The sequence below is a fragment of the Sphingobacterium sp. UBA2480 genome, from assembly GCF_002341965.1.
Classification (GTDB): Bacteria; Bacteroidota; Bacteroidia; order Sphingobacteriales; family Sphingobacteriaceae; genus Sphingobacterium; species Sphingobacterium multivorum.
Genome location: NZ_DDPA01000001.1, coordinates 780240 through 802270 on the forward strand (window position 1 = coordinate 780240; position 22031 = coordinate 802270).

Below are 22031 nucleotides of genomic sequence, written 5' to 3' on the forward strand. Positions count from 1 at the left end.
GTACATGAATTTATCTGCAGTTTTTATTAAACGCCCTGTTTTAACTATTGTCGTCAATATTACCATCATCTTGTTTGGCTATATTGGTTTTAGTTTTCTGGGCGTACGCGAATACCCCTCCATTGACCCCGCCATTGTTTCTGTCAGAACAAATTATGCCGGTGCCAATCCTGATATCATTGAATCTCAGATTACCGAGCCACTAGAGAAGGCCATAAACTCGATCGATGGTATTCGTAACATCTCTTCTTCGAGTAACCAGGGATCCAGCAATATTACCATCGAGTTTGATTTAAAAAAGAACCTGGAGGAAGCCGCAAATGATGTCCGGGATAAAGTATCCCAAGCCGTCCGAAGCCTACCACAGGATATTGATGCTCCACCGGTGGTATCCAAAGCCGATGCGGATTCCGATCCCATTATTACGTTGACATTGCAAAGTGAGACACGCGACAAACTTTCGCTGAGCGACTACGCCGAAAATGTGATTTCTGAAAGGTTACAAACCATCCCCGGCGTCAGCAGCACACAGATCTATGGCCAAAAACGTTACGCCATGCGGCTATGGCTCAATCCCGACCGTATGGCTGCCTATGGTATCACGGCTTCAGATATTCGTACAGCATTAAATAATCAGAATGTTGAATTACCTTCGGGAAAAATTGTCGGAAACACAACCGAGCTCACCGTAAAAACTATAGGCAATCTGTCTACCCCCGAGCAATTCAACAACATCATTCTAAAAGCCGACAGCAGCCGTATCGTCAAGTTTACCGATATTGGTCGGGCCGAAATAGACGCTGAGAATCTCGAAACAAAAATGGTGAGTAATGGTAAACAGCTGGTCGGTATTGCCATTATTCCGCAACCGGGGACAAATTACCTCGATATTGCCAACAATTTTTATAAAATGCTCGATCAGATCAAAGAAGATCTGCCGCAGGATATTATACTCAACATCGCTTCTGATAATACGACATTCATCAAAAAATCAGTTGAAGAAGTCGCCGAGACACTCCTGATTTCGATCATACTGGTCACCCTAATTATTTATTTTTTCTTTCGCGACTGGGGCATAGCGTTACGTCCGTTATTGGATATTCCGGTATCCTTGATTGCGACATTCTTTATTATGTATATTTTTGGTTTTTCCATCAATGTACTGACGCTACTCGCTATTGTACTCGCGACGGGGCTTGTCGTCGACGACGGTATCGTTGTTACCGAAAATATCTTCAAGAAAGTTGAAGAAGGAATGTCTCCAATTGAAGCCGCGCTAAAAGGGTCTAAGGAAATATTCTTCGCTGTTATTTCCATTTCAATTACACTTGCAGCGGTATTTTTACCGGTTATATTTCTTCAGGGCTTTGTGGGAAGGCTGTTCCGGGAATTTGGTGTCGTCATCGCCTCGGCCGTATTGGTTTCGGCATTTGTTTCCCTCACCCTTACACCGATGCTCAACGCTTATCTGATCAAAGGTGGTGGCCACAAAAAGACGAAGTTTTACGATTGGACAGAACCCATGTTTGTCAAAATGAATAAAGGTTATGCCAAGGCTCTGGAAAAATTCATGAAATTCAAATGGATTAGCTTTCCAATTCTGATCCTATGTTTTATCATTATTGGTATCCTTTTCTCCTCCATTAAAAAGGAAACAGCGCCTTACGATGACAGAAGTAACATCTCCGTCAATGTAACAGGTCCTGAAGGTGCCACCTATGAATACATGGATCGCTACATGCAGGAATTGGACAAATTGGTCTACGACTCCATTCCTGAAAACAAAATCAGTTTAAACATTACCTCTCCGGGTTTCGGCGCGAGCTCAGTCAACTCCGGACGTATACGGATGACTTTGGTTGATCCTGGTGAGCGCAAAAAATCACAGGACGATATTGCCAAGGAGCTCACTAAATGGACAAAACAATACGATGCCGTACGCGTCAATGTTTCGCAAACGCCAACGATATCCATGAATCGAAGAGGTGGACTACCTGTTCAGTACATTATCCAAGCACAGAATTTTGAAAAACTTCAGGAAAAGATTCCCGAATTTATGAATGAGGTCAACAGCGATCCAGCATTCTCGACAACGGATATCAACCTGAAGTTCAACAAGCCCGAGCTGCATGTCGAAATTGATCGTCTGAAAGCACTTAGTCTGGGTGTTTCCGTACTTGACGTTTCACAGTCCCTCCAATTGTTGTTAAGCGGTCAACGTTTCGCCTATTTTATGCGTGATGGCAAACAATATCAGGTCATAGGCCAAGTTGAAAATGACCGTAGAGCTACGCCGACAGACCTTGCTTCAATTTATGTACGTAATAACATCGGTCAGCTTATCCAGTTAGATAACGTCGTAAGCGTCAGGGAAGAAAGCAGTCCACCCCAACTCTACCACAATAACCGGTACATGTCGGCTACAGTTTCAGCTGGCTTGGCACCAGGCATGAGCATGAGCGACGGAATTGCAGCAATGGATCGCATAAAAGAAAAGGTACTCGACCAGAGCTTCACCACCGACCTTAGTGGTGAATCACGTGACTTCGTTGAAAGTAGCTCCAATACCTTATTTGCTTTTGGTCTTGCTTTATTGCTTATATATCTAATCTTGGCAGCCCAATTTGAGAGCTTCCTCGACCCATTTATCATTATCCTTACGGTGCCTATGGCCGTTGCCGGTGCACTAATAAGTCTATGGCTATTTGATCAAACCTGGAATATATTCAGTCAAATTGGAACAATTATGCTTATCGGTCTCGTGACCAAAAATGGTATCCTGATTGTTGAGTTTGCCAACCAAATGCGTGAAGAAGGCATGGAAAAATTTGAGGCAATTATGCACTCTGCCGAATCACGCCTCAGACCGATCCTAATGACAAGTTTAGCCATCGCCTTGGGTGCATTACCGATCGCCATGTCACTTGGAGCTGCTTCGACCAGCAGAATTGGTATGGGGGTTGTTATCGTTGGCGGTACAATATTCTCCCTTATCCTAACCTTGTTCATTATCCCGGCGATCTATTACATGTGGTCAAGACAAAAAAAACATAGACCGGAATTTGATAACATTAAAAGCTACGAATAATAAAGACATGAAGAGAAATTTCATCCTATTAGTATTACTTTACTCCATCATGTTTCAAGCTCGGGCGCAAGAAGTACTGACTTTGGAAGATGCACTGAAAACCACGTTGAACAATAACTTCAATATTCTCCTGGCTAAAAATGACAATAACATTGATAGGGAGAATACTAGTTTAGGAAGCGCCGGTATGCTTCCAGCAGTAACTGGAACGTTCAACAGAAGCAACTCCATCCAGAATTCCAGACAGGTCAGAGCAGATGGTCAAATACAGCAGATCTCCAATGCAAAAAACGACAACATGTCTTATGGAGTTAACCTAAACTGGACGATATTCGATGGATTGGGTATGTTTGCCCGTCGCGATCGCTTCAAAGAAATACAACGACAAGGGGAAGCGGAGATCAAATATCAAGTGATCACCCAGCTCAGCGAAGTCATGGCAACCTATTACAATCTGGTGCAGCAAAAGCGCCTGATAAACGCACTGGATACCACCATTACCTTATCGAGATACCGCGTCACGCTGGCCGAAAATCGCCTGGAGATCGGAAAAGGCTCCAAGCTGGATCTCCTGAATGCGAAAGTCGATTTAAATACCGATCAGACAAACTTACTCAGACAGCAGGAAAGCTTCAAAAATACCAAGACTTACCTCAATCAGCTGATGACACGCGACTTGAGCCTGGATTTTCAGGTTGAAGATGAAATGAAACTTGATACGGATCTTAAACTTGGTAATCTGATCGAAATTGCCGATCGCCAAAATCCACAAATCCAGCTCGCCATCATCAACAATCGGGTGGCCGAACTCAACTTAAAAGCAGTTAAGGCCGAACGTTATCCCAAAATTGGATTAAACAGTGGTTACAACTGGAACGAATCCCACTCCTCCCTCGGTTTCTCGACAGAAAATAAAAATAGAGGTCTTACCTACGGTGTATCGGCTTCCCTTAATATTTTCAATGGATTTCTTCAAAATAGAAACGAACGGATTGCTAAATTTCAGATTAAAGGTTCTGAGCTGCAGATACAACAACAAAAACAAGATATTCAGGCACAGGTCAGAACGCTGTTCCAAACCTACATCACCAATATGGAACTGGCTCATGTAGAACGGAAAAACGAGGAGCTGGCAAAAGAAAATTTAAACATCACCATGGATAAATTCCGTATCGGTACCATCACAACTTTGGAAGTAAGAACAGCGCAGTTAAACTACATCAATGTAATGACTCGGAGCTATACAGCACAATATGATGCAAAGGTATCCGAAATAAGGCTAAAAGAATTGACAGGCGAAACATACTAGAAATTTCTTTCAGCATGAGGTCCTCTTCATGAAGGGACAGGATTTTGAAGCGCTTTTCAGCAGCATCTATTCTTAAAAAGCGAAAGGCTCCTTAACTAAATGAGGAGCCTTTCGTTTGTCTATTTAATAGTCTATTGCTATAATAGATTTCAGTGGTATTAACACGCCACTTTTAATCTGAATATATCTATCGGTTAACGACCATACGGTGGTCTCGATACGCTTTGGTCCGGAATCAGTCTCAAAGGCGATTTCAGTTTTGGATTTAAACTCATTTCCCAACCGAAGTGCCCCTTTCAATTTATCCATAAAAGTCGCTGTCTTATCTTCACTCGCCGGGATAAATTTAAATTGAGGAATTTCCTCTTTAGCTATTAGTTCTCCAACCATAATACTAGCATTTAATGTGTAAATTATTGTTTTGCGCTATGCTACTCTTATAACGCTTTAAAGCCAATCTTATTTTATCTCTTTCTGCCATTGGCTTATTTAAATCTACCGATTCCCATGATAAAAATCAATTAAATCCTTGAAAACTATCATTTATTTTACAATAAAAAAACGATTGTACTTTGGACACACTACTCCCCTTTGAGGGTCACCGGCAGGCCCAACAGGCATTTATAACGAGATATCTAAATATAGTGTCATTTCATTTTGAATTTATAGCCCAAATCATTCATATTACCTATTTTTGATCAAAAAAATTTGTAAATGGAAAAATCTGTTTTTGAAAAAGAGTGGGAAATTTATTTCACGCAATGCTATTCTAATGGCCGTATTCGTTTCTCCGATTTATCCAATATTCTGCAGCTTACCGCGGGAGAACACGCCAATGCTGTGGGATTCGGTTTTAAAGAAATGGCCAAACATAACCAAACTTGGGTACTTAGCCGCATACGTATAGAGATTGCACGATTGCCCAAATGGATGGACATCGTCAAGGTTAAAACTTGGATACAGGAATTAGAGGGCGCACGCTCAACACGGAATTTCGAAATTACCGTCAATGGACAGATCTTTGTTACGGCAACCAGTTATTGGGCTGTCATCAATACCGTGAAGCGGAGCTCTGAAACACTCGCGATTTCCACCGAAAATTTTACCACCTATCCGGATCGTCCCGCAACACAACGGCCATTTTCAAAATTGGATATTTCCCAAACAGTCAAAAATCTTGATGAATATTGTGTTAAGCTCTCGGATCTGGATATTGTCAATCACGCCAACAATGTAAAATACCTGGACTGGTGTATGGACAGGTTGCCCATTGAGCTTGTATTGACCAATCAAATCAAATCATTAGAGATGAATTACCTGCGCGAATTACGCTATAATGATACTGTAGAGATTAATGGTGATGCGACAGATCAGGGTTACTTTATGACAGTGACCAAACAGCAGCGCATTCATTTTGCGCTGGCCATAGAAACAAAATAAAAAGGGAAAACAAGATAAGAACGCGAAACAATAAAAAAAGGGAGGCTACGGGCCTCCCTTTTTATCTTACATAGCGCATCGTTTATGCAAATGCTTTATCGCCTTTTTTGTAAGGAAGGTTACCATCAAATTTTCCCGGTATCTTCACAAAACGTAATGCTTTTGTACAACCCAGCTCCGAGTTAAAGAAACCGGTCAATGTCAATTGTTTGAACATCGTAAACCAATGTGGTGGATCGTTCTCAACATAATTATACAATTGATTTTGTTTTTCTTTATTCTTCTCCAGAATATCCTTTTGATCTTCAGCTTGCTTTTTATTAAACTCGTTTGCTTCTTTATCCAAAGCAGCTGCAACAGCCGTTCTGTCTTCCGCAGAAAGCTCCAGGAATGGTTTTCCTTTCACCTCTTTTGCCTTATCATCTAAGCTCGCAAAACCAGTTAAAAATGCCTTTTGTTGCTTCTCCGTATAACAATCGCGAACCATGACTGGGATAAAACTTCCTACCCCTGCTTCTTTCGCACCCGGAGTTGCGGTAGCTGGTAAGATTGCTTCAGCCAAGTCACCTAATAAATCAGTTGTCTTCGCTTCAAATAATGCTTGCACATCTTTGGTTGCTGAGCGTGTACAACCTTCCAAAAATAAATTAGCGCCGATAACGGTACCTCCTAAAATTAAGGCAACTCGTTGTAATGCTTCTCTTCTATTCATACTACTAAATATCTTAATTTTAGAAATTATATTTCATTTCCCAACCTTGTCTGTAATTACGTTTTACATATTGATTGACGTTGTCAAAGTTGGTGACACGCATGTTATCGTTATCCCACAACAATTTCAGGTTACGTCCAGGGTATTTACCATCAATACGTAAATCAGCACCTCTGATTGCCAGGTTAGCCATTAATAAAGCTTCTGTCAACGGACCTGCTATTTCAAAAGGTGAACTTACTTCTTTCTTGCCGTATCCAGCCTGACAAGCTTCAACCCATTGTGCGTAGTGTCCACCTTCTTGTCCTGGTACACGGGCATATTTCTGTGCCACCTGCTCTTTTCTTGAAGTCGGCAACAAGCGTGCATTCTGGCCGTAGGTATCCGCAAGGATTTTACCTTTTGTACCTACAAGTAAGATACCGTTACCACCATCACCAAAAATTTCGTTTGGACCTAATTCATCCGGGCGAGCAGGCTGAATACCACCATCCATCCAATGTAAAGTCACCGGACCATTGGTACGTGGTGTTTTAGGGAATGTTAATGTCGCATGGCTCGATGGAGGACAGCTTTCAGGGAAATATCCACGTTTGAATTCATCCACATACACCGATCCTACAGTTGCCTGTACATCCTGTACATAAGTCAATCCCAAGGTACTGAAAGGAACTTCCAACAAGTGACAGCCCATATCGCCCAATGCGCCAGTACCATAATCCCACCAGCCGCGCCAGTTGAAAGGCACCAATTTATCCACATACTCTTTATAAGGCGCTGTACCTAACCAAAGGTCCCAATCCAATTCTTTTGGAACTTCGGCCTTGCCTGTAGGCCATGCAATACCTGAAGGCCATACCGGACGATCTGTCCAACAATATACCGTATGTACATCACCGATCAGACCTGCTTCATACCACTCACGTACAAAACGTGGTCCATCATTCGATGCACCTTGATTTCCCATCTGGGTAACCACTTTATATTTTTTAGCTGCATGCGTCAATGCTCTCGCTTCCCATACATCGTGAGTCAACGGTTTTTGAACGTACACGTGTTTACCCAATTGCATAGCTGCAAGTGCCTGAATCGCATGTTGATGATCTGGAGTTGATACAGAAACGGCTTCTATACGTTTGTGCTCCTTATCCAACATCTCACGGTAGTCTTTGTAATACTTTGCTTTCGGGTAACGTTTCAACGCACCAGCTGCACGACGGTCGTCCACATCACACAAGAAAGCAAGATCTGCTTTTCCTGAATCATGGAATGCATTGATGTCACTAAAACCTTTACCCCCTACACCAATACCTGCTACTTGTAATTTGTCACTTGGAGCTGTAAAGCCATTTCCGCCCAATACATGGCGAGGGACGATCATAAAAGCCGCAGCAGCTGTTGCCGCGCTCTTTATAAAACCTCTTCTACTCGTCTTATTTGAGTTATTTTCCATTGTTATCAATCTTTAGCTATTAGATGTTACCTTTTTTCAATTCGCTTACTGCGAAATCAACCGCACGAGCAGTAAGTGCCATATACGTCAATGAAGGGTTGACACAACCTGCAGAAGTCATACAAGCACCGTCCGTTACGAAAACATTCAATGCATCCCAAACTTGGTTGTTACCATTTAATACCGAAGTTTTTGGATCACGTCCCATGCGGGCAGTTCCCATTTCGTGGATACCTTGGCCCAAACCATATACGTTATCGTACGTATAGGTATCTTTTACGCCAATGCTTTCCAACATTTCCTTCATTTCATTTTGCATGTCGCCACGCATCTTCAATTCATTATCCTTGATCTCAGCGTCAAATGATAATACAGGTAAGCCCCATTTATCTTTTTTGCTCTTGTCAAGTGTAATTTTATTTTCGTGATATGGCAAGGTTTCTCCGAAAGCAGTAAAACCAACAGTCCAGTCACCTGGCTCACAGATCGCATCTTTCCATGCACCACCAACTTCCATCTCGGCAACAGCACCAGACCAACGTCCACGACCTGCAGCACCCTGGTAACCAAATCCACGTACATAGTCACGTTTTTTAGTATCACCTTCTACATTTACAAAACGTGGCACATACAAGCCTGTTGGTCTACGACCATATACATAGCTATCCAAATATCCATCTATTTTACCTCCGGCACCACAACGGAAATGGTGATCCATCAAATTGTGGCCCAATTCACCGCTGCTGCTACCCAGACCGCCTTCCCAAACATCTGTAGCTGAGTTCATTAACACCCAAGTCGAGTTCAATGCAGATGCACAAACAAAAATTACTTTAGCGAAAAACTCATACGTTTGGTTTGTTTCAGCATCAACAATTTCAACACCTTTTGCCTTTTTCGTGTTTTTATCGTAGATAATCTTTGTTACGATAGAAAAAGGACGTAAAGTTAGATTGTTTGTTTTACGTGCTGCAGGAAGAGTTGCCGATTGCGTACTGAAATAAGCACCAAAATTACAACCCAACCAACATTGATTTTGATATTGACAATTTACACGATCATGATGCGGAACAGTAATGTTGGCTGTTCTACCCATGATGAAATGACGTTGACCACCATATTGCTTTTTCAAACGCTCAGCCAGGTCTTTTTCAACAATGTTCATCGCCATTGCCGGCATGTAATCTCCATCTGGCAAAGATGGTACACCATCTCTATTTCCGGAGATACCCGCAAATTTTTCAGCATAACTATACCAAGGGGCAATATCCTTATAACGAATCGGCCAATCCACACCGTGGCCATCTTTTAAGTTAGCTTCAAAATCCAAATCGCCCAAACGATAAGATTGTCTCCCCCACATTAAAGAACGTCCACCAACATGATACCCACGGTACCAGTCAAAACGTTTTACCTCTGTATATGGACTCTCCTTTTCATTTACCCAAAAATCCAGGTTCTTCTCATTCAACGGATAATCTCTACGCAAAACCGGATATTCTTCGATCATTTTTTGTGTACGACCGCCAGCATGAGGCCATTCCCATGGATTTTTATTTGGCGCAGTGTAATCCTTAATGTGTTCAATGTTACGACCACGCTCCAGCATAATTGTTTTCAGCCCTTTCTCTGTCAATTCTTTCGCAGCCCATCCACCACTTATCCCCGAACCGATTACAATTGCGTCATAAGTATTTGTTGCCATCTCTCTTCTAATTATTTGTTTTTAAATAGTTATTTTTTCTGTTTAGTGTGCAGCATTTGTACTGTCGATCTTTTCGTCCTTAAATAAAGCTAAAAAGATAAAAAATACAACAGCTGCGATAATTGCAGGTACAACCCAGGTATGATTCCAGAATCCTGCTAGGTCTGTTGCTTTCAATTCTTTGTACTTATCTCCAACATAACTTGCTACCCAGAATCCGATCAACTGTCCAACACCATAGGTTGCCAGCGTTATCAAGCCCTGTGCTGCCGATTTGTATTTAACACCAGCTTTGCTGTCTGTATAAATTTGTCCCGAAACAAAGAAAAAGTCATAACAGATACCGTGCAATGCAATACCGATCAACAACATGAACGACAATTCACCCGCATTGCCATAAGCAAATAACAGGTAACGGATTACCCAGGCCAACATACCGACCAAAATTGTTTTCTTGAAGCCAAATTTTGTAAAGAAAATTGGGAGTGCCAACAAGAACAAGACCTCTGAAAACTGACCAATCGTCATCTTGCCTGTTGGATTTTCCAATCCTATTTCGGTCAGGAACAAGTTTGCATTTGAATAATAAAATGCCAATGGAATACAGATCAATACTGAAGAAATGAAAAAGATCAAGAAGTTTTTGTCTTTCAACAATTTGATCGCATCCAGACCAATAATTGATGCAAAGGACGGTTTTTCGTTTTCATCCAATTTGACCGGCGGTGTTTTAGGTAATGCGAAGGAAAATACGCCTAATACCAATGAAGCTACACCTGACATTAAGAAGGTATTTTTCAAAGCTCCTTCTGATGCACCTGCATCCCATTTGAAGATATAGCTAATTGCCAATCCCGCCGCAATCCAACCAAGTGTTCCCCAGATACGTATTCCTGAAAATTGTTTTTCCGGATTGGTCAATTGGCGAAACGAAACTGAGCTCGCCAAGGCCAATGTTGGCATATAAAGTATCATATAGGCCAATACATACGGATAAAAAGTAGACATATCGGCAGCACCATACATCTGATACATTAATACTGCGCCAACCAAGTGTAAAACACCCAAAATACGCTCCGCATTAAAATAACGGTCTGCAATCATTCCGACAATAAAAGGGGCGATAATCGCTCCCAATGATTGTGTTGAAAATACATTGGCCATTTCAAAATCCGTTGCATGTAGATTTTTGCTCAAGAAAGTACCTAATGTGACAAACCATCCCCCCCAAATAAAAAATTCGAGGAACATCATAAAGGATAGTTTAAATTTTATTGTTGATGAAATCATAAAAAAAATGGTGTTTTACAATACTACTAATTGGTTTTACCTGCTCAATTTAAGAAATTAAATCTAATTGTCAATAGTACACTATTAAAATATTACAAAAAGCTATCGACCTCGCGATATGCCGCCACCAAGCGATCCTCACCCTCTTTACCAGGCTTGGAAATACCATGCTCCATCCCCATGATACCCTTATATCCTTTACTATGAATGTGTTTGAATACGTTTTTATAATTGATCTCGCCCGTAGTCGGTTCTTTACGACCTGGATTATCGCCGATTTGAATATACGCAATTTCATCCCAACAACGATTCATATTTGCAATTAAATCTCCTTCGGTACGTTGCATATGATAAATATCATACAAAATTTTACAGGATGGACTATTCACGGCCTTACATAAAGCATAGGTTTCATGCGTTTGCTGCAAAAACAAATCTGGTGTATCACTTAAGGTTTCCAACACCATCACCAAACCAAGTGGTTCAAAGATCTCCGCACCCTTACGCATCGCAGTAAGGATATTGCTGAACTGATTACCCCAAGGCAGTTTTCTTTCATAAAAGCCCGGTACCACAGTCAGCCATTTTGCGTTACAACGCTTGGCAGCTTCGACAGACTTCTTGCATGTTTCGACAAACTTGTCCAAATACTCCTGTTTTCCTGTCGCTAAAGAAGGCATCCAGTTTTGTCCGCCATCCACAACAAATACACCCATGGTCATGCCTAACTTCGCTAATAAATCACCGATCTTCTGCTGCTCGTCCAATGTTCTACCCAAATAGCCATTATCTTCTATTCCACGGAATCCCAAATCATACATATACCGAATTTCATCCAGGAAACTATCACCTGCATGATTTTTGAACATTCCCTGATGGGGAGCATAATTTAAATTGAATGTCTTTCCTTTATCCATCGTATTTGCTGTATTTTGAGTTGTAGACGCAAAAGTCTGTCCAGCTAGTCCTGCCCCCGCGGCCAAAAGACTACCTTTAATAAAATCCGATCTCTTCATTTTATTTATAATTGATTAATTTTTAAATAATTTACCAAATCCATCCGAATAAATCGTTTCTATGGACTGATTTTTATTTTTAAAAATGACAAAAACCGCCACACCTTTCAATTTTTTGGCCTTTGTCTTAATTTGTTCGGGTTCCATGCCCATAAAATAATTATCCAGTGCATCCGCTTCCATAGCAGTCTTCGCATAGACGCTGACACTCAATATATCGGTCATGTATGGGAAACCCGAAACAGGGTCAATATGATGACCCAATTTTTTCCCTTTGTATTGAATAAACTTTTCGAAACTGCCGGCTGTTGTCAGCGCCCCTTCATTGAGCTGCGCAACAGCAGTCATCAATTCCTCCCCACTTTCACCATCGGGCTGAACAATACCAATGGAAAAGCCCTGCCCACCTGGCGGAGTTCCCAAAGCCCTGATTTCACCACCTACCTCGACCATATAATTGGCAATTCCCTTACGTTCGAGATAGTCTGCCAAGACGTCTACCGTATACCCCTGTGCAATACCATTAACATCGATTTTAATCCCCTGTTTCTTTTTAATCAGCCGGTTGCCGCTGACCTTCAGGTAATGCATTCCCACCAGTTCCTTCGCTTTTCGTACCGTCGCCGAATCCGGGGCCACCGGGCTCTTATTAGCACCAAAGCCCCATAGGTTGACCAGCGGGGCAATAGTGATATCGAATTGACCTTTCGATAATTTGTGGTATTTAAAGGAAGCATTTATCACCTTAGCCATGTGGCTATCCATCACAACAGACATTACCGTATCTGTATTGAACTTGGATATCCTCGAGTCTTTGCGGTAAATTGACATCGACAAATCGATTGCCGTTAAGATACTGTCAACTTCCGACCGCCTAACAAGACTGTCGGAAGCGAAGTAAGTGATATGGAATTGGGTACCCTGCGCGGGTCCCTCCAGCCGAATTTTATGGGGTTTCGTTGCCGGTATCTGCGCCTGTGCATCAATGCAACAAATCGTAGCAAAAAATAGAAGGCACAAATTCCACTTTAATCCCATCGGCCCAATTGCTTAAATATATAAGTTGGTGTTTTGACCAGGCATCGCTACTGGGTAAAAACCTTCTGCATCCGGAAGTAATTTTGGTTTAGCATCCCAAGCAAGTACATCTGGTCCCAATTTGATGGTCGATTTCAAGGCTTCATCCCACTTGATTACCTTACCGGTATAACAAGCGATACGTCCGATAATACCTGTTAACGTACTGTAAGCACCATATTCTGCATTATCAAATTTATATTCGCCTTTCGAAATTGCCGTAAATAGTTCTTTATGTTCTTGTTGATACGGGTTTGGATTACCCTTCGCATCATGGCGATAGATTTCCTTTCCTTTCCAGTCGTACAATACTGCCTGTCCACCTGCAGAAAGATAAGCACGTCCTTTTGTTGCCTGGAATTGCTCGTCTACACGGTTATGTATACCTTCGAAGTGTCTACATTGACTATAAACAACGCTGTTGTCGGCATAGGTCAATTCTAATGCAAAATTATCATAGATTTCACCATACTCTTTGCCGGTGCGGTGTGCCCTGCTACCTGTACCTTGGATCGATACCGGGTAAGCACCTTTCACCCAATTGGCGATATCAATATTGTGTACGTGCTGCTCTACGATATGATCGCCACACAACCAGTTGAAATAATACCAGTTACGCATTTGGTACTCCATTTCAGTTTGCTCTGGCTTACGCGGACGCACCCATACACCACCTGAGTTCCAATAAACTTGTCCCGAAGTAACATCACCGATTGCACCCTCGTGAATACGTTTGATCGCCTCACGGTAATTCGTTTGATAACGGCGTTGTAAACCGACTACAACATTCAATTTTTTACGTTTAGCTTCTGCAGCCACGCGTAAGACCTGCTGTACACCAGGGATATCAACAGCAACCGGTTTCTCCATGAAAACATGTTTACCTTGACGGATCGCTTCCTCAAAATGCATTGGTCTAAATCCTGGAGGAGTCGCTAAAATAACAACATCCGCCAATTGAATTGCATCTTTATATGCATCGAACCCCACAAATTTGTGATTGTCACTTACATCGATCTTATCTTGCCATTTTTCCTTCAGCGTTTTATAAGTACTCTCTAAATTATCTTTAAAAGCATCTGCAAGAGCCACCACTTTAATGTTCATGCCCGAACTTAGCGCATCAAATGTAGCTCCAGTTCCGCGGCCCCCACAGCCCACTAAGGCAACTTTGATAACATCCGAACCAGCGGCATATGCACCTGATAAAGGCATTGAGCTCAACACAGCGCCCCCAGCAACTACAGCAGAAGTTTTAATAAAATCTCTTCTTTCTAGATTTTCCATAACAGTTTTATATTGATTATTTTATATTAAAAGTCTTTGATTGGCTGTTTGTCGTAATAAGCCATAATCTCTTCGTGACTAGGTGGGTTGAGGGGTCTGACTAGTCTCATGCCCACGAATGGGGCTTCCGGAAACCACCAGTTACTTTTTGGAATTTGTGGATCCAACTGTTTCCATACGGGATCTGAGGCACCACGCGCTGCAGAGCGCATGTCCTCGGCACCACTGTCAAAAGCACCACCACGTACAACATGTGGATACAGGGTTGTCGGAACGACTATAGGATTAGTCAATACCTTGCCTTTACCTTCATTGTAACTATCGGCCTTATATTGATCATAAGTCCATTCGGCAACATTGCCATAAATATCATAAAGGCCCCAAGGATTCGGCTTCTTCTGTCCTACAATATGTGTTTTCTGTTCAGCATTATCTTTAAACCAGGCATAATCTGCTAATGGCGTTGCTTGATCACCGAAAAAATAAGTCGTCTTTGAACCTGCTCGAGCTGCATATTCCCACTCGGCCTCTGTTGGTAAACGGTAAAATACACCGGTACGGACATACAGCCACTTACAGAATTGAATAGCATTGTAATGGGTCATCGCTAGAGCCGGGTGCCCTTCCTTTCCAAAACCAAAAGTCATATCCAAATAAGGTTTGGTCGGTCGCGTAACGGCATCAATCTCTTTCGATACTTTACCGTCCTTACTCTTTGCGATCTCATAATCTTTATACAGAAATGGCTCAAACAGATCCCAGGTTACTTCATACTGGCCCATCCAAAATGGATCCAACTTCACCTCGTGTGCAGGTTTTTCATCCTCTTTCCCACCACTTGTAGTTCCCATTTTAAAACTACCGCCAGGGATTGCCAGCATTTTGAACGTCAGATTAGTCCCTTCAATAGGTTGTTCATAAGGTTCGAAAGCTTTCTGAGCCATAGCGTGCACGCCGGCAAATAACAAAACAGGAATAAAGATTCTTTTTAACATATTTAGGTTTGTAATTAAAGACTAAAATATAAAATAAGGTGTATACTTTACACTTTGACACTATAACTTTTTTATTACAGTTTAATTCTTAACATAATAGTCCATTCGTAATATCGATTTAGCCAGATGCTGGCAAGTATCCAGGGTAACTTAACTAGCCTGAAAATCAAGATCAATAAAAAAGGTTTTCCATTCTCATGGAAAACCTTAATATCTTATCACAGTATGCCCCTGTCTAAAGCAGAATCTTACGACTTACCGCTTTATCGATGGTAATATATCCCGGATAGAATACCGACTGCCCTGCGATATTGATAGAAGGTTTCACTTTTAACGTAAATATTCCCTTTTTATTCTCATCGCTCGACATTAAAAAATCCTGCAGGTCCGAATTCTTCAACAAATCATAGATATTGGTCGCTATACGCACATTGGCTACGGTAGATTCTCCGGGCTCTATTTGTAATGATTGATTGACAATCCCTTCCACAAGCTGCTGTCCACCATAAAGAATGATATACTGAAACTTATTAATGGATGCCTTTTTGAGCGTCGGGTTGTCTATTTTAAGCCTGATAACTGCATTCAATGGAATATCTTTCCGCAAATAGGCCAACGCCAGGCTCGGCGCTGCTCCCAGGTCGATTTGATTATTCTTGATCAGTCTTTGCAATGATGTTCCGGCCAACCGAATACTATCTACCGATTCCACATCGAACTTACATTTCGCCAAATTCTCGATCTGTGCCTTTTGTCGATTCACGCCGCAGCCGGAGATAAACAAACCCAGCAGAACCAAACATCCAAATAAAATTTTCTTGCTCATAATCCCTATTTTCCTCCAAATTTATATAAAACTCCCAGTGTAAACAATGGGTACCCTGCTTTTAAATAGGTATTACTTTTAAAACCAAATACCATACCGTTCGTATATTGCAGCTTCCATCCTTTCCCTAAGCCCATCCTTGTATAAAATACAGGTTCAATAAGCATATTGTCTTCTTTCTCTGCCGGAAGACCATCAATAGCGAAATTCTTCATCCGCATATTGCTCAACCGAATGATGGTACCGTAATCGATATCGTGCCGGTTGCCAAACAACTTTAGGGCATCCTTTTTCTCCGATGAAAAGTTTACCTGCACAAACACCTTTTCAAAATCCATATCCTTCGTTTCCACAATAGCTTGTCCCATCGTCGACGAACGCTTATCAACCACACTGGTATTGCCTAGCCCATACCCCCCGTAAACCTCAAACACACGATTATTTTTCCGACCGAAGCGTGTATAATAGCCAATCCCCGCTTCGCCCATCTTTTGCGCATAGTCTTTGATATTGGATTTATTATCCACATAGGAACCATTGGCAATGACAGCTACATGATCGGTTACGGCTACCCCCAGGTTGGCCGATACATTAGCCTTTGTATTGATATTACCGGAAACATATACCTCCCCAGCTTCTGTAAACATCGGCGCTGAAGGCACATTAGGCATGTAAATCGAACTACAGGAATAAAATGAACAGGCAAATAACCCGGCACACAAACCATATCCAAACTTGTTGTATTTCATATGTAAGTATTTATTCAATCGTGCTTGCATCCAATGGTATTCAGGAATGTTTCGCCTATTGTCTTAAAAACACCTATCCTTTATAAAAATTGTACCAAAGCTTTACATTTAACAGAAAATAACAATTTAAATAAAACCAAAACGTTAACGCACTCATTACCAACTCCGATAAATTGGCGGGGCAGCAGCGCTGCGGGCCAACGATATTGCCAACAGTGGCTCTGTGCAACGAAAGTGCAGCAAGTAGCATCCGATTTCGTTCATATTGCCCAAGGGTAGATCCATGGGAGAACAGACAAACAAAAAAAGGCATCAATTTCTTGATGCCTTTCCAATATTGTTGCAAAACCTTACGCTTGTTCTGTAGGAACTACAGATACATAAGATTTATTGTTAGCTTTTTTACGGAAAACTACTTTACCGTCTACTAAAGCGAACAATGTGTGGTCTTTACCAATACCAACGTTTGTGTCAGGATTGTGTTGTGTACCGCGTTGGCGTACGATGATGTTACCAGCGATTGCTTGTTGACCACCGAAGATTTTGATACCTAAACGCTTGCTATGTGACTCACGGCCGTTCTTAGAACTACCCGCACCTTTTTTGTGTGCCATTTCTTTATCTTAATTTAAGACTATTTGTCTGATTAAAAATTCAATTATAACGTAATACCAGTGATCTGGATTTTAGAAAATTGTTGACGGTGACCGTTTTTCTTTTTGTAGCCTTTACGACGTTTTTTCTTGAAAACGATAACTTTATCGCCTTTTAAATGAGACAAAATTTTAGCCGAAACTTTTGCACCAGCAACGCTAGGTGTACCAATGGTAAATTTACCACCGTCTTCTGCTAACAATACATTGTCAAATTCAATACTAGCGCCTTCATCTCCTTGTAAACGGTGTACAAAAAGGAACTGGTCTTTTGCAACCTTAAATTGCTGTCCTGCTATATTTACTATTGCGTACATTGTTAATTAATTAAATGTGTTATTAAATGAAGGGCAAAAGTAATCAGTTTTTATCATAATTCAAAGACAAATTTACTTTTTCGTTTCCATTTAAACGTTATCAGTTGAACAGCATGACCTTAATCCGTATTAGGACAACGCTGTTCACGCCTGTTTCCGCTTACCAAACCAAAATTCTTTTCTCCGGTGCCACATACATTTTTGCTGTAGGCTGTACATTAAATGCTTTATAGAAAGCCTCCATATTGTATACGGGACCATTTACCCGAAATTGTTCGGGGCTATGTGGATCAACTTTTAAACGTAGCCGCATGCGCTCATCGCTGCTCTTTACGCGCCACACTTGCGCAAAACTCAGGAAGAAACGTTGATCGGGGGTAAAGCCATCAATCTTGTCCTGCCCCTGCCCTTGTTTGGTTAATTTAAAGGCATCATAGGCAATATTTAAACCGCCGATATCCGCCAGGTTTTCACCTAAAGTAAGCTCACCGTTTACATGTTGATTGTCCAACAGCGTAAAACCACCATATAACTTCGCTACCTGATTAGCGCGTTCCGTAAACTGTTTCGCATCCACGGCAGTCCACCAGTCATTCAAGTTGCCGTCTTTATCATATTGGCGCCCCTGATCATCAAAACCATGTGTCATCTCGTGTCCGATAACGGCACCGATAGCGCCATAATTGATTGCATCGTCCGCGTTGGCATCAAAGAAGGGGAACTGCAAGATGCCGGCCGGAAATACAATCTCATTATACGGTGGATTGTAATAGGCATTCACCGTAGGTGTTGTCATCAGCCATTCTGCCTTGTCAACCGGTTTACCAATTTTACCCACCATTTCTTTATAAGCATGCTTTGCAGCAGACTGCAAGTTGGCATAGTAGGTATCTTTGGCGACTTCCACATCACTATAATCTTTCCACTTCTCCGGGTAGCCGATTTTTTTGGTGAAGGCTTCCAATTTTTCAATCGCTTTCTTTTTGGTTTCAGGCGTCATCCAGTCCAATTTCTCAATGCGGCTCTTATAGACTTTCTGCAAATTGTCGACCAATTCGAGCATTCGTTTTTTTGCTTCGGGCTTGAAGTATTCATCCACATACAACTTACCCACAATCTCGCCAAGATTCTCGTCCGCCGAACTCACCATCAGCTTCCAACGCTCTTTCTCCTGCTTCTGACCATTTAGGGTTTTCCCGAATAATTCAAACTTGGCCTCCCGGAAACCTTTGCTCAGTGCCGTCGCAGAAGCATTCGCTAAATCTGCTTTTAGTTTTGTCTTCCAGCTATCTAAGGACTGCGACTTCAACAAATTATTTAAAGCAAGGTAAAATTTGGGCTGCTGTACCAAAATCGTGTCGGTCTTCACATCCAAGCGTTGCAGAATATCTTTCCAGTTGAGGTTTGGCGTTTGCTTCTGAAATTCCTGTACCGCAAATTTGTGGTAGTTTTTAATGGGATCCCGCAATTCTACAGGTGTGGCATGCGATTTGGCAATTTCTGTTTCCAGGCGTAGCACTTCCTCAGCCGACTTTTGGGCATTTGCCCCTTCACCGATCAGTCCGAATAACTTGACCAGATACGCGACATAGGCCTCCCGGATCTTCTTCGCTTTCTCATCCTGATCTAAATAATAACTTGCTTCAGGCAGGTTGAGTCCCCCCTGAAAAAATTGCAATGCATTCTTAGTGCTGATCCGGTCATCCGCGGCGACATAAAAGGTAAAAAGATCACCATCGCCCTCCTTAAATCCATCTGCAGCATACGCAATCAATTCATCAATACTTTTCACCCCATTGATTTTTTGAATGCTCCCTTCGATCGGTTTCGCACCCAATTTATCGATCGTCACCGTATCCATACCACTCGCATAGAAATCGCCAGCCTTTTGCTGATCTGAACCTTTTTTGTTGTCGGACTTTGCGGCCCCTTCCAAAATAGATTTCAGGTTTGCCAGATTTTCGTCGGCGAGCACATAAAAGGAGCCCCATCCTGTTTCCGATGCCGGGATCTGCGTATTTTTCATCCAGCTTCCATTCGCATATTGGAAGAAATTATCTCCTGGATTCACCGTCGTATCCATACCTGAGACATCAAAAAAATTTGTGCGGACCTCCTGAGCAGTATCGCTTTTCTTATTTGACTGACATGACATCATCATTAAGACCATGGATAGCGTCCCCCATTTGACTTTTTGTATCATATTTTAAGAGATTAAAAGCGTATTTAAATTTTACTTCAAAAGTTTCACTTCATACAGATCCTTCCGCCTATCCTTCTTCACTTTAACAGTACCATACTCATGTAGGTCGCGCAGCGCATACAGATCAACGTCGGCAATAAGCACCATCTCCGCATTCGGTGTCGCCTCGGCTTTGATGGCATTATTGGGAAAAGCAAAGTCTGAAGGAGTAAAAACGGCGGACTGCGAATATTGTATATCCATATTATTCACACGCGGCAAATTACCCACAGAGCCAGCAATAGCCACATAACATTCATTTTCTATCGCCCTGGCCTGCGCGCAGGTACGCACCCGGATGTACCCGTTTTGGGTATCCGTCATAAAGGGCACAAATAGAATCTGCATGCCCTGATCGGCCAAAATACGGCTCAGTTCAGGAAACTCGACATCGTAACAGATCAACAGCCCTACTTTACCACAATCGGTGTCAAATACTTTCACTTCACTACCACCCACCATACCATAGTATTTAAATTCATTTGGCGTGATATGAATTTTTTTAAACTCATCCAGCTTACCGTTGCGATGACAGAGGTAGGAAACATTGTAGAGTTTTTTGTTTTCCATCAATGGCATGGAACCCGCAATGATATTAACGTTGTAGGATACAGCAAACTGTTGAATGCGGTCGATAATCTCGGAGGTATGCTGCGCAAGCCTTTCCATCGCCAGGCGCTCGGGAAGGTCGTTATAAGGGCTCATGAGCGGCGTATTGAAAAATTCCGGAAACATGATAAAATCTGTTCCATAATCACTCACGGTATCCACAAAAAACTCGATCTGATCATAAAATGCCTCCAGATTATCAAACAAGCGCATCTGCCATTGCACCAGCCCCAAACGGATCGTCTGCTTGGTGGTCGAAATGGACCGTGTCTCTGACTCATAATAAATATTATTCCATTCCAACAGGGTAGCAAACTCCATCGATTCAGCATCTTCAGGCAGATAATGCTTGAGTATTTTTTTGACATGAAAATCATTTGAAAGCTGAAAGGTCAGCGTCGGATCATAGATCTCCTTGCGTTTGACTTTCTCGATGTAAACCCGCGGACTCATTTTATCCGCATAGTTATGGTAATTGGGAATACGGCCCCCGGCAACAATACATTTGAGGTTCATCTGTTCACACAGCTCCTTACGCGCATCATAGAGACGCCGGCCGAGACGTAACGCCCGATGTGCCGGATGAACAAACACTTCTATCCCGTAAAGGGTGTCTCCATCATCACTATGCTTGGTAAACTTACCGTCATCGATAATCTCATAATAGCTATCGTAAATATTATTCTTTTTTGAATTCAGGATAATGGACAAGGCACAGGCAACGACATGTCCATCAATCTCCACACATAATTGCCCTTCGGGAAATATATCAATCAAATCCTGAATATTTTTCTTTGACCAGGTCTCACCTGCACCATCATAAGCCTGTTCCATCGATCGTTTCAAATCAACATAATCCTTCTTTGTCAAGTTTCGCACTTGAATATCCATATAAATCTCCTTTTTGAATTAGTTATCTAAATTTAGTAAAAGTAAATGCCAAGTCCAAAACTAGCAATAGCTCACAGGCGAATATCAGATGGCACCCAACTTCATATTTTAGACAGTGCTTACTCAGTGATTGTTCAGTGCTCGTTCAGTGCTTGCTCAGTGTAGACTGAATATGCACTGACTTATTACTGTCTAAACATTGATTAAGAAATATTAATAGGCACTACCTGATATGCAGATGTTTCAATTTTAATTAGATCTTGATGATCTTATCCCTTAACAGGTAGTTAGGGCAATCGTCTTTTTCATACATGAACCCAATTGGAGCATCGGAAAGACTTTGCTGAAATCAAGGACATAAAAAAGCGCCAA

18 protein-coding genes are annotated in these 22031 nt (G+C 41.8%); 3 read left to right on the forward strand and 15 right to left on the reverse strand.

Translation table 11 applies throughout. The features are described 5' to 3' along the window. The first annotated feature begins 4 nt into the window (after positions 1-4). A complete protein-coding gene (locus tag B3600_RS03510; protein ID WP_204991110.1) occupies positions 5-3088 on the forward strand; it encodes an efflux RND transporter permease subunit in 3084 nt (1027 codons plus the stop codon). Positions 3089-3095: 7 nt separating this feature from the next. Then, complete coding sequence (locus B3600_RS03515) at positions 3096-4397, forward strand: TolC family protein (RefSeq protein ID WP_286752078.1); 1302 nt, start codon at positions 3096-3098, stop codon at positions 4395-4397. 123 nt (positions 4398-4520) lie between these two features. Here the strand turns inward: B3600_RS03515 and B3600_RS03520 are convergent, their stop codons facing one another. Continuing rightward, positions 4521-4787, reverse strand: a complete 267-nt coding sequence (locus B3600_RS03520) for a hypothetical protein (protein ID WP_172462508.1) — start codon at positions 4785-4787, stop codon at positions 4521-4523. Between the two features lie 324 nt (positions 4788-5111). On the opposite strand from B3600_RS03520, the gene B3600_RS03525 reads away from it, so the two are divergent. Then, positions 5112-5837 carry an acyl-[acyl-carrier-protein] thioesterase gene (locus tag B3600_RS03525; RefSeq protein WP_286752079.1) on the forward strand — a complete coding sequence of 242 codons (726 nt, stop codon included), beginning with the start codon at positions 5112-5114 and terminating at the stop codon, positions 5835-5837. An 82-nt stretch (positions 5838-5919) separates the two neighbouring features. Here B3600_RS03525 and B3600_RS03530 read toward each other — a convergent pair whose 3' ends face one another. The 14 genes from B3600_RS03530 to B3600_RS03595 all read right to left on the reverse strand — a co-directional run bounded on the left by B3600_RS03530 (position 5920) and on the right by B3600_RS03595 (position 21659). Next, entirely contained in the window at positions 5920-6549 is a 630-nt protein-coding gene (locus tag B3600_RS03530) for a gluconate 2-dehydrogenase subunit 3 family protein (RefSeq protein ID WP_070561134.1), read from the reverse strand. 19 nt (positions 6550-6568) lie between these two features. Further along, complete coding sequence (locus B3600_RS03535; RefSeq protein ID WP_070561135.1) at positions 6569-8002, reverse strand: Gfo/Idh/MocA family protein; 1434 nt, start codon at positions 8000-8002, stop codon at positions 6569-6571. Positions 8003-8021: 19 nt separating this feature from the next. Then, positions 8022-9707: a GMC oxidoreductase gene (locus B3600_RS03540; protein WP_070561136.1), complete on the reverse strand. Its 1686-nt coding sequence runs from the start codon at positions 9705-9707 to the stop codon at positions 8022-8024. A gap of 42 nt (positions 9708-9749) precedes the next feature. Further along, on the reverse strand, positions 9750-10994 hold the full coding sequence (locus B3600_RS03545) for a nucleoside permease (protein WP_286752226.1): 1245 nt from the start codon (positions 10992-10994) through the stop codon (positions 9750-9752). 95 nt (positions 10995-11089) lie between these two features. Further along, positions 11090-12013, reverse strand: coding sequence for a hydroxypyruvate isomerase family protein (locus B3600_RS03550; protein ID WP_286752080.1), 924 nt, complete (start codon positions 12011-12013; stop codon positions 11090-11092). 15 nt (positions 12014-12028) lie between these two features. Further along, positions 12029-13051 (reverse strand): FAD:protein FMN transferase, encoded by a 1023-nt coding sequence (locus B3600_RS03555; protein ID WP_286752081.1) that lies wholly within the window; start codon positions 13049-13051, stop codon positions 12029-12031. Between the two features lie 12 nt (positions 13052-13063). Beyond that, entirely contained in the window at positions 13064-14377 is a 1314-nt protein-coding gene (locus tag B3600_RS03560) for a Gfo/Idh/MocA family oxidoreductase (protein ID WP_046672915.1), read from the reverse strand. Between the two features lie 26 nt (positions 14378-14403). Then, on the reverse strand, positions 14404-15372 hold the full coding sequence (locus B3600_RS03565) for a formylglycine-generating enzyme family protein (RefSeq protein ID WP_286752082.1): 969 nt from the start codon (positions 15370-15372) through the stop codon (positions 14404-14406). A gap of 235 nt (positions 15373-15607) precedes the next feature. Then, complete coding sequence (locus B3600_RS03570; protein WP_112376352.1) at positions 15608-16198, reverse strand: hypothetical protein; 591 nt, start codon at positions 16196-16198, stop codon at positions 15608-15610. Between the two features lie 5 nt (positions 16199-16203). After that, positions 16204-16947 carry a hypothetical protein gene (locus B3600_RS03575; protein WP_115049607.1) on the reverse strand — a complete coding sequence of 248 codons (744 nt, stop codon included), beginning with the start codon at positions 16945-16947 and terminating at the stop codon, positions 16204-16206. A 350-nt stretch (positions 16948-17297) separates the two neighbouring features. After that, the gene (gene rpmA, locus B3600_RS03580; protein WP_046672918.1) at positions 17298-17561 is read right to left on the reverse strand and encodes a 50S ribosomal protein L27; all 264 of its coding nucleotides are present in this window, start codon (positions 17559-17561) and stop codon (positions 17298-17300) included. A gap of 44 nt (positions 17562-17605) precedes the next feature. Further along, a complete protein-coding gene (gene rplU / locus B3600_RS03585; RefSeq protein ID WP_028068281.1) occupies positions 17606-17917 on the reverse strand; it encodes a 50S ribosomal protein L21 in 312 nt (103 codons plus the stop codon). Between the two features lie 160 nt (positions 17918-18077). Next, complete coding sequence (locus tag B3600_RS03590) at positions 18078-20120, reverse strand: M13 family metallopeptidase (protein ID WP_286752083.1); 2043 nt, start codon at positions 20118-20120, stop codon at positions 18078-18080. 30 nt (positions 20121-20150) lie between these two features. After that, a complete protein-coding gene (locus tag B3600_RS03595) occupies positions 20151-21659 on the reverse strand; it encodes a carbon-nitrogen hydrolase family protein (protein ID WP_286752084.1) in 1509 nt (502 codons plus the stop codon). Positions 21660-22031: the final 372 nt, after the last annotated feature.

What these genes read in the sequence shown, in the direction of transcription:
- B3600_RS03590 (WP_286752083.1), bottom strand. Translation starts at nt 20,120, where the DNA reads ATGATACAAAAAGTCAAATGGGGGACGCTATCCATGGTCTTAATGATG.
- B3600_RS03535 (WP_070561135.1), bottom strand. Translation starts at nt 8,002, where the DNA reads ATGGAAAATAACTCAAATAAGACGAGTAGAAGAGGTTTTATAAAGAGC.
- B3600_RS03515 (WP_286752078.1), top strand. Translation starts at nt 3,096, where the DNA reads ATGAAGAGAAATTTCATCCTATTAGTATTACTTTACTCCATCATGTTT.
- B3600_RS03565 (WP_286752082.1), bottom strand. Translation starts at nt 15,372, where the DNA reads ATGTTAAAAAGAATCTTTATTCCTGTTTTGTTATTTGCCGGCGTGCAC.
- B3600_RS03560 (WP_046672915.1), bottom strand. Translation starts at nt 14,377, where the DNA reads ATGGAAAATCTAGAAAGAAGAGATTTTATTAAAACTTCTGCTGTAGTT.
- B3600_RS03540 (WP_070561136.1), bottom strand. Translation starts at nt 9,707, where the DNA reads ATGGCAACAAATACTTATGACGCAATTGTAATCGGTTCGGGGATAAGT.
- B3600_RS03570 (WP_112376352.1), bottom strand. Translation starts at nt 16,198, where the DNA reads ATGAGCAAGAAAATTTTATTTGGATGTTTGGTTCTGCTGGGTTTGTTT.
- B3600_RS03520 (WP_172462508.1), bottom strand. Translation starts at nt 4,787, where the DNA reads ATGGTTGGAGAACTAATAGCTAAAGAGGAAATTCCTCAATTTAAATTT.
- rpmA (WP_046672918.1), bottom strand. Translation starts at nt 17,561, where the DNA reads ATGGCACACAAAAAAGGTGCGGGTAGTTCTAAGAACGGCCGTGAGTCA.
- rplU (WP_028068281.1), bottom strand. Translation starts at nt 17,917, where the DNA reads ATGTACGCAATAGTAAATATAGCAGGACAGCAATTTAAGGTTGCAAAA.
- B3600_RS03595 (WP_286752084.1), bottom strand. Translation starts at nt 21,659, where the DNA reads ATGGATATTCAAGTGCGAAACTTGACAAAGAAGGATTATGTTGATTTG.
- B3600_RS03530 (WP_070561134.1), bottom strand. Translation starts at nt 6,549, where the DNA reads ATGAATAGAAGAGAAGCATTACAACGAGTTGCCTTAATTTTAGGAGGT.
- B3600_RS03510 (WP_204991110.1), top strand. Translation starts at nt 5, where the DNA reads ATGAATTTATCTGCAGTTTTTATTAAACGCCCTGTTTTAACTATTGTC.
- B3600_RS03525 (WP_286752079.1), top strand. Translation starts at nt 5,112, where the DNA reads ATGGAAAAATCTGTTTTTGAAAAAGAGTGGGAAATTTATTTCACGCAA.
- B3600_RS03550 (WP_286752080.1), bottom strand. Translation starts at nt 12,013, where the DNA reads ATGAAGAGATCGGATTTTATTAAAGGTAGTCTTTTGGCCGCGGGGGCA.
- B3600_RS03555 (WP_286752081.1), bottom strand. Translation starts at nt 13,051, where the DNA reads ATGGGATTAAAGTGGAATTTGTGCCTTCTATTTTTTGCTACGATTTGT.
- B3600_RS03575 (WP_115049607.1), bottom strand. Translation starts at nt 16,947, where the DNA reads ATGAAATACAACAAGTTTGGATATGGTTTGTGTGCCGGGTTATTTGCC.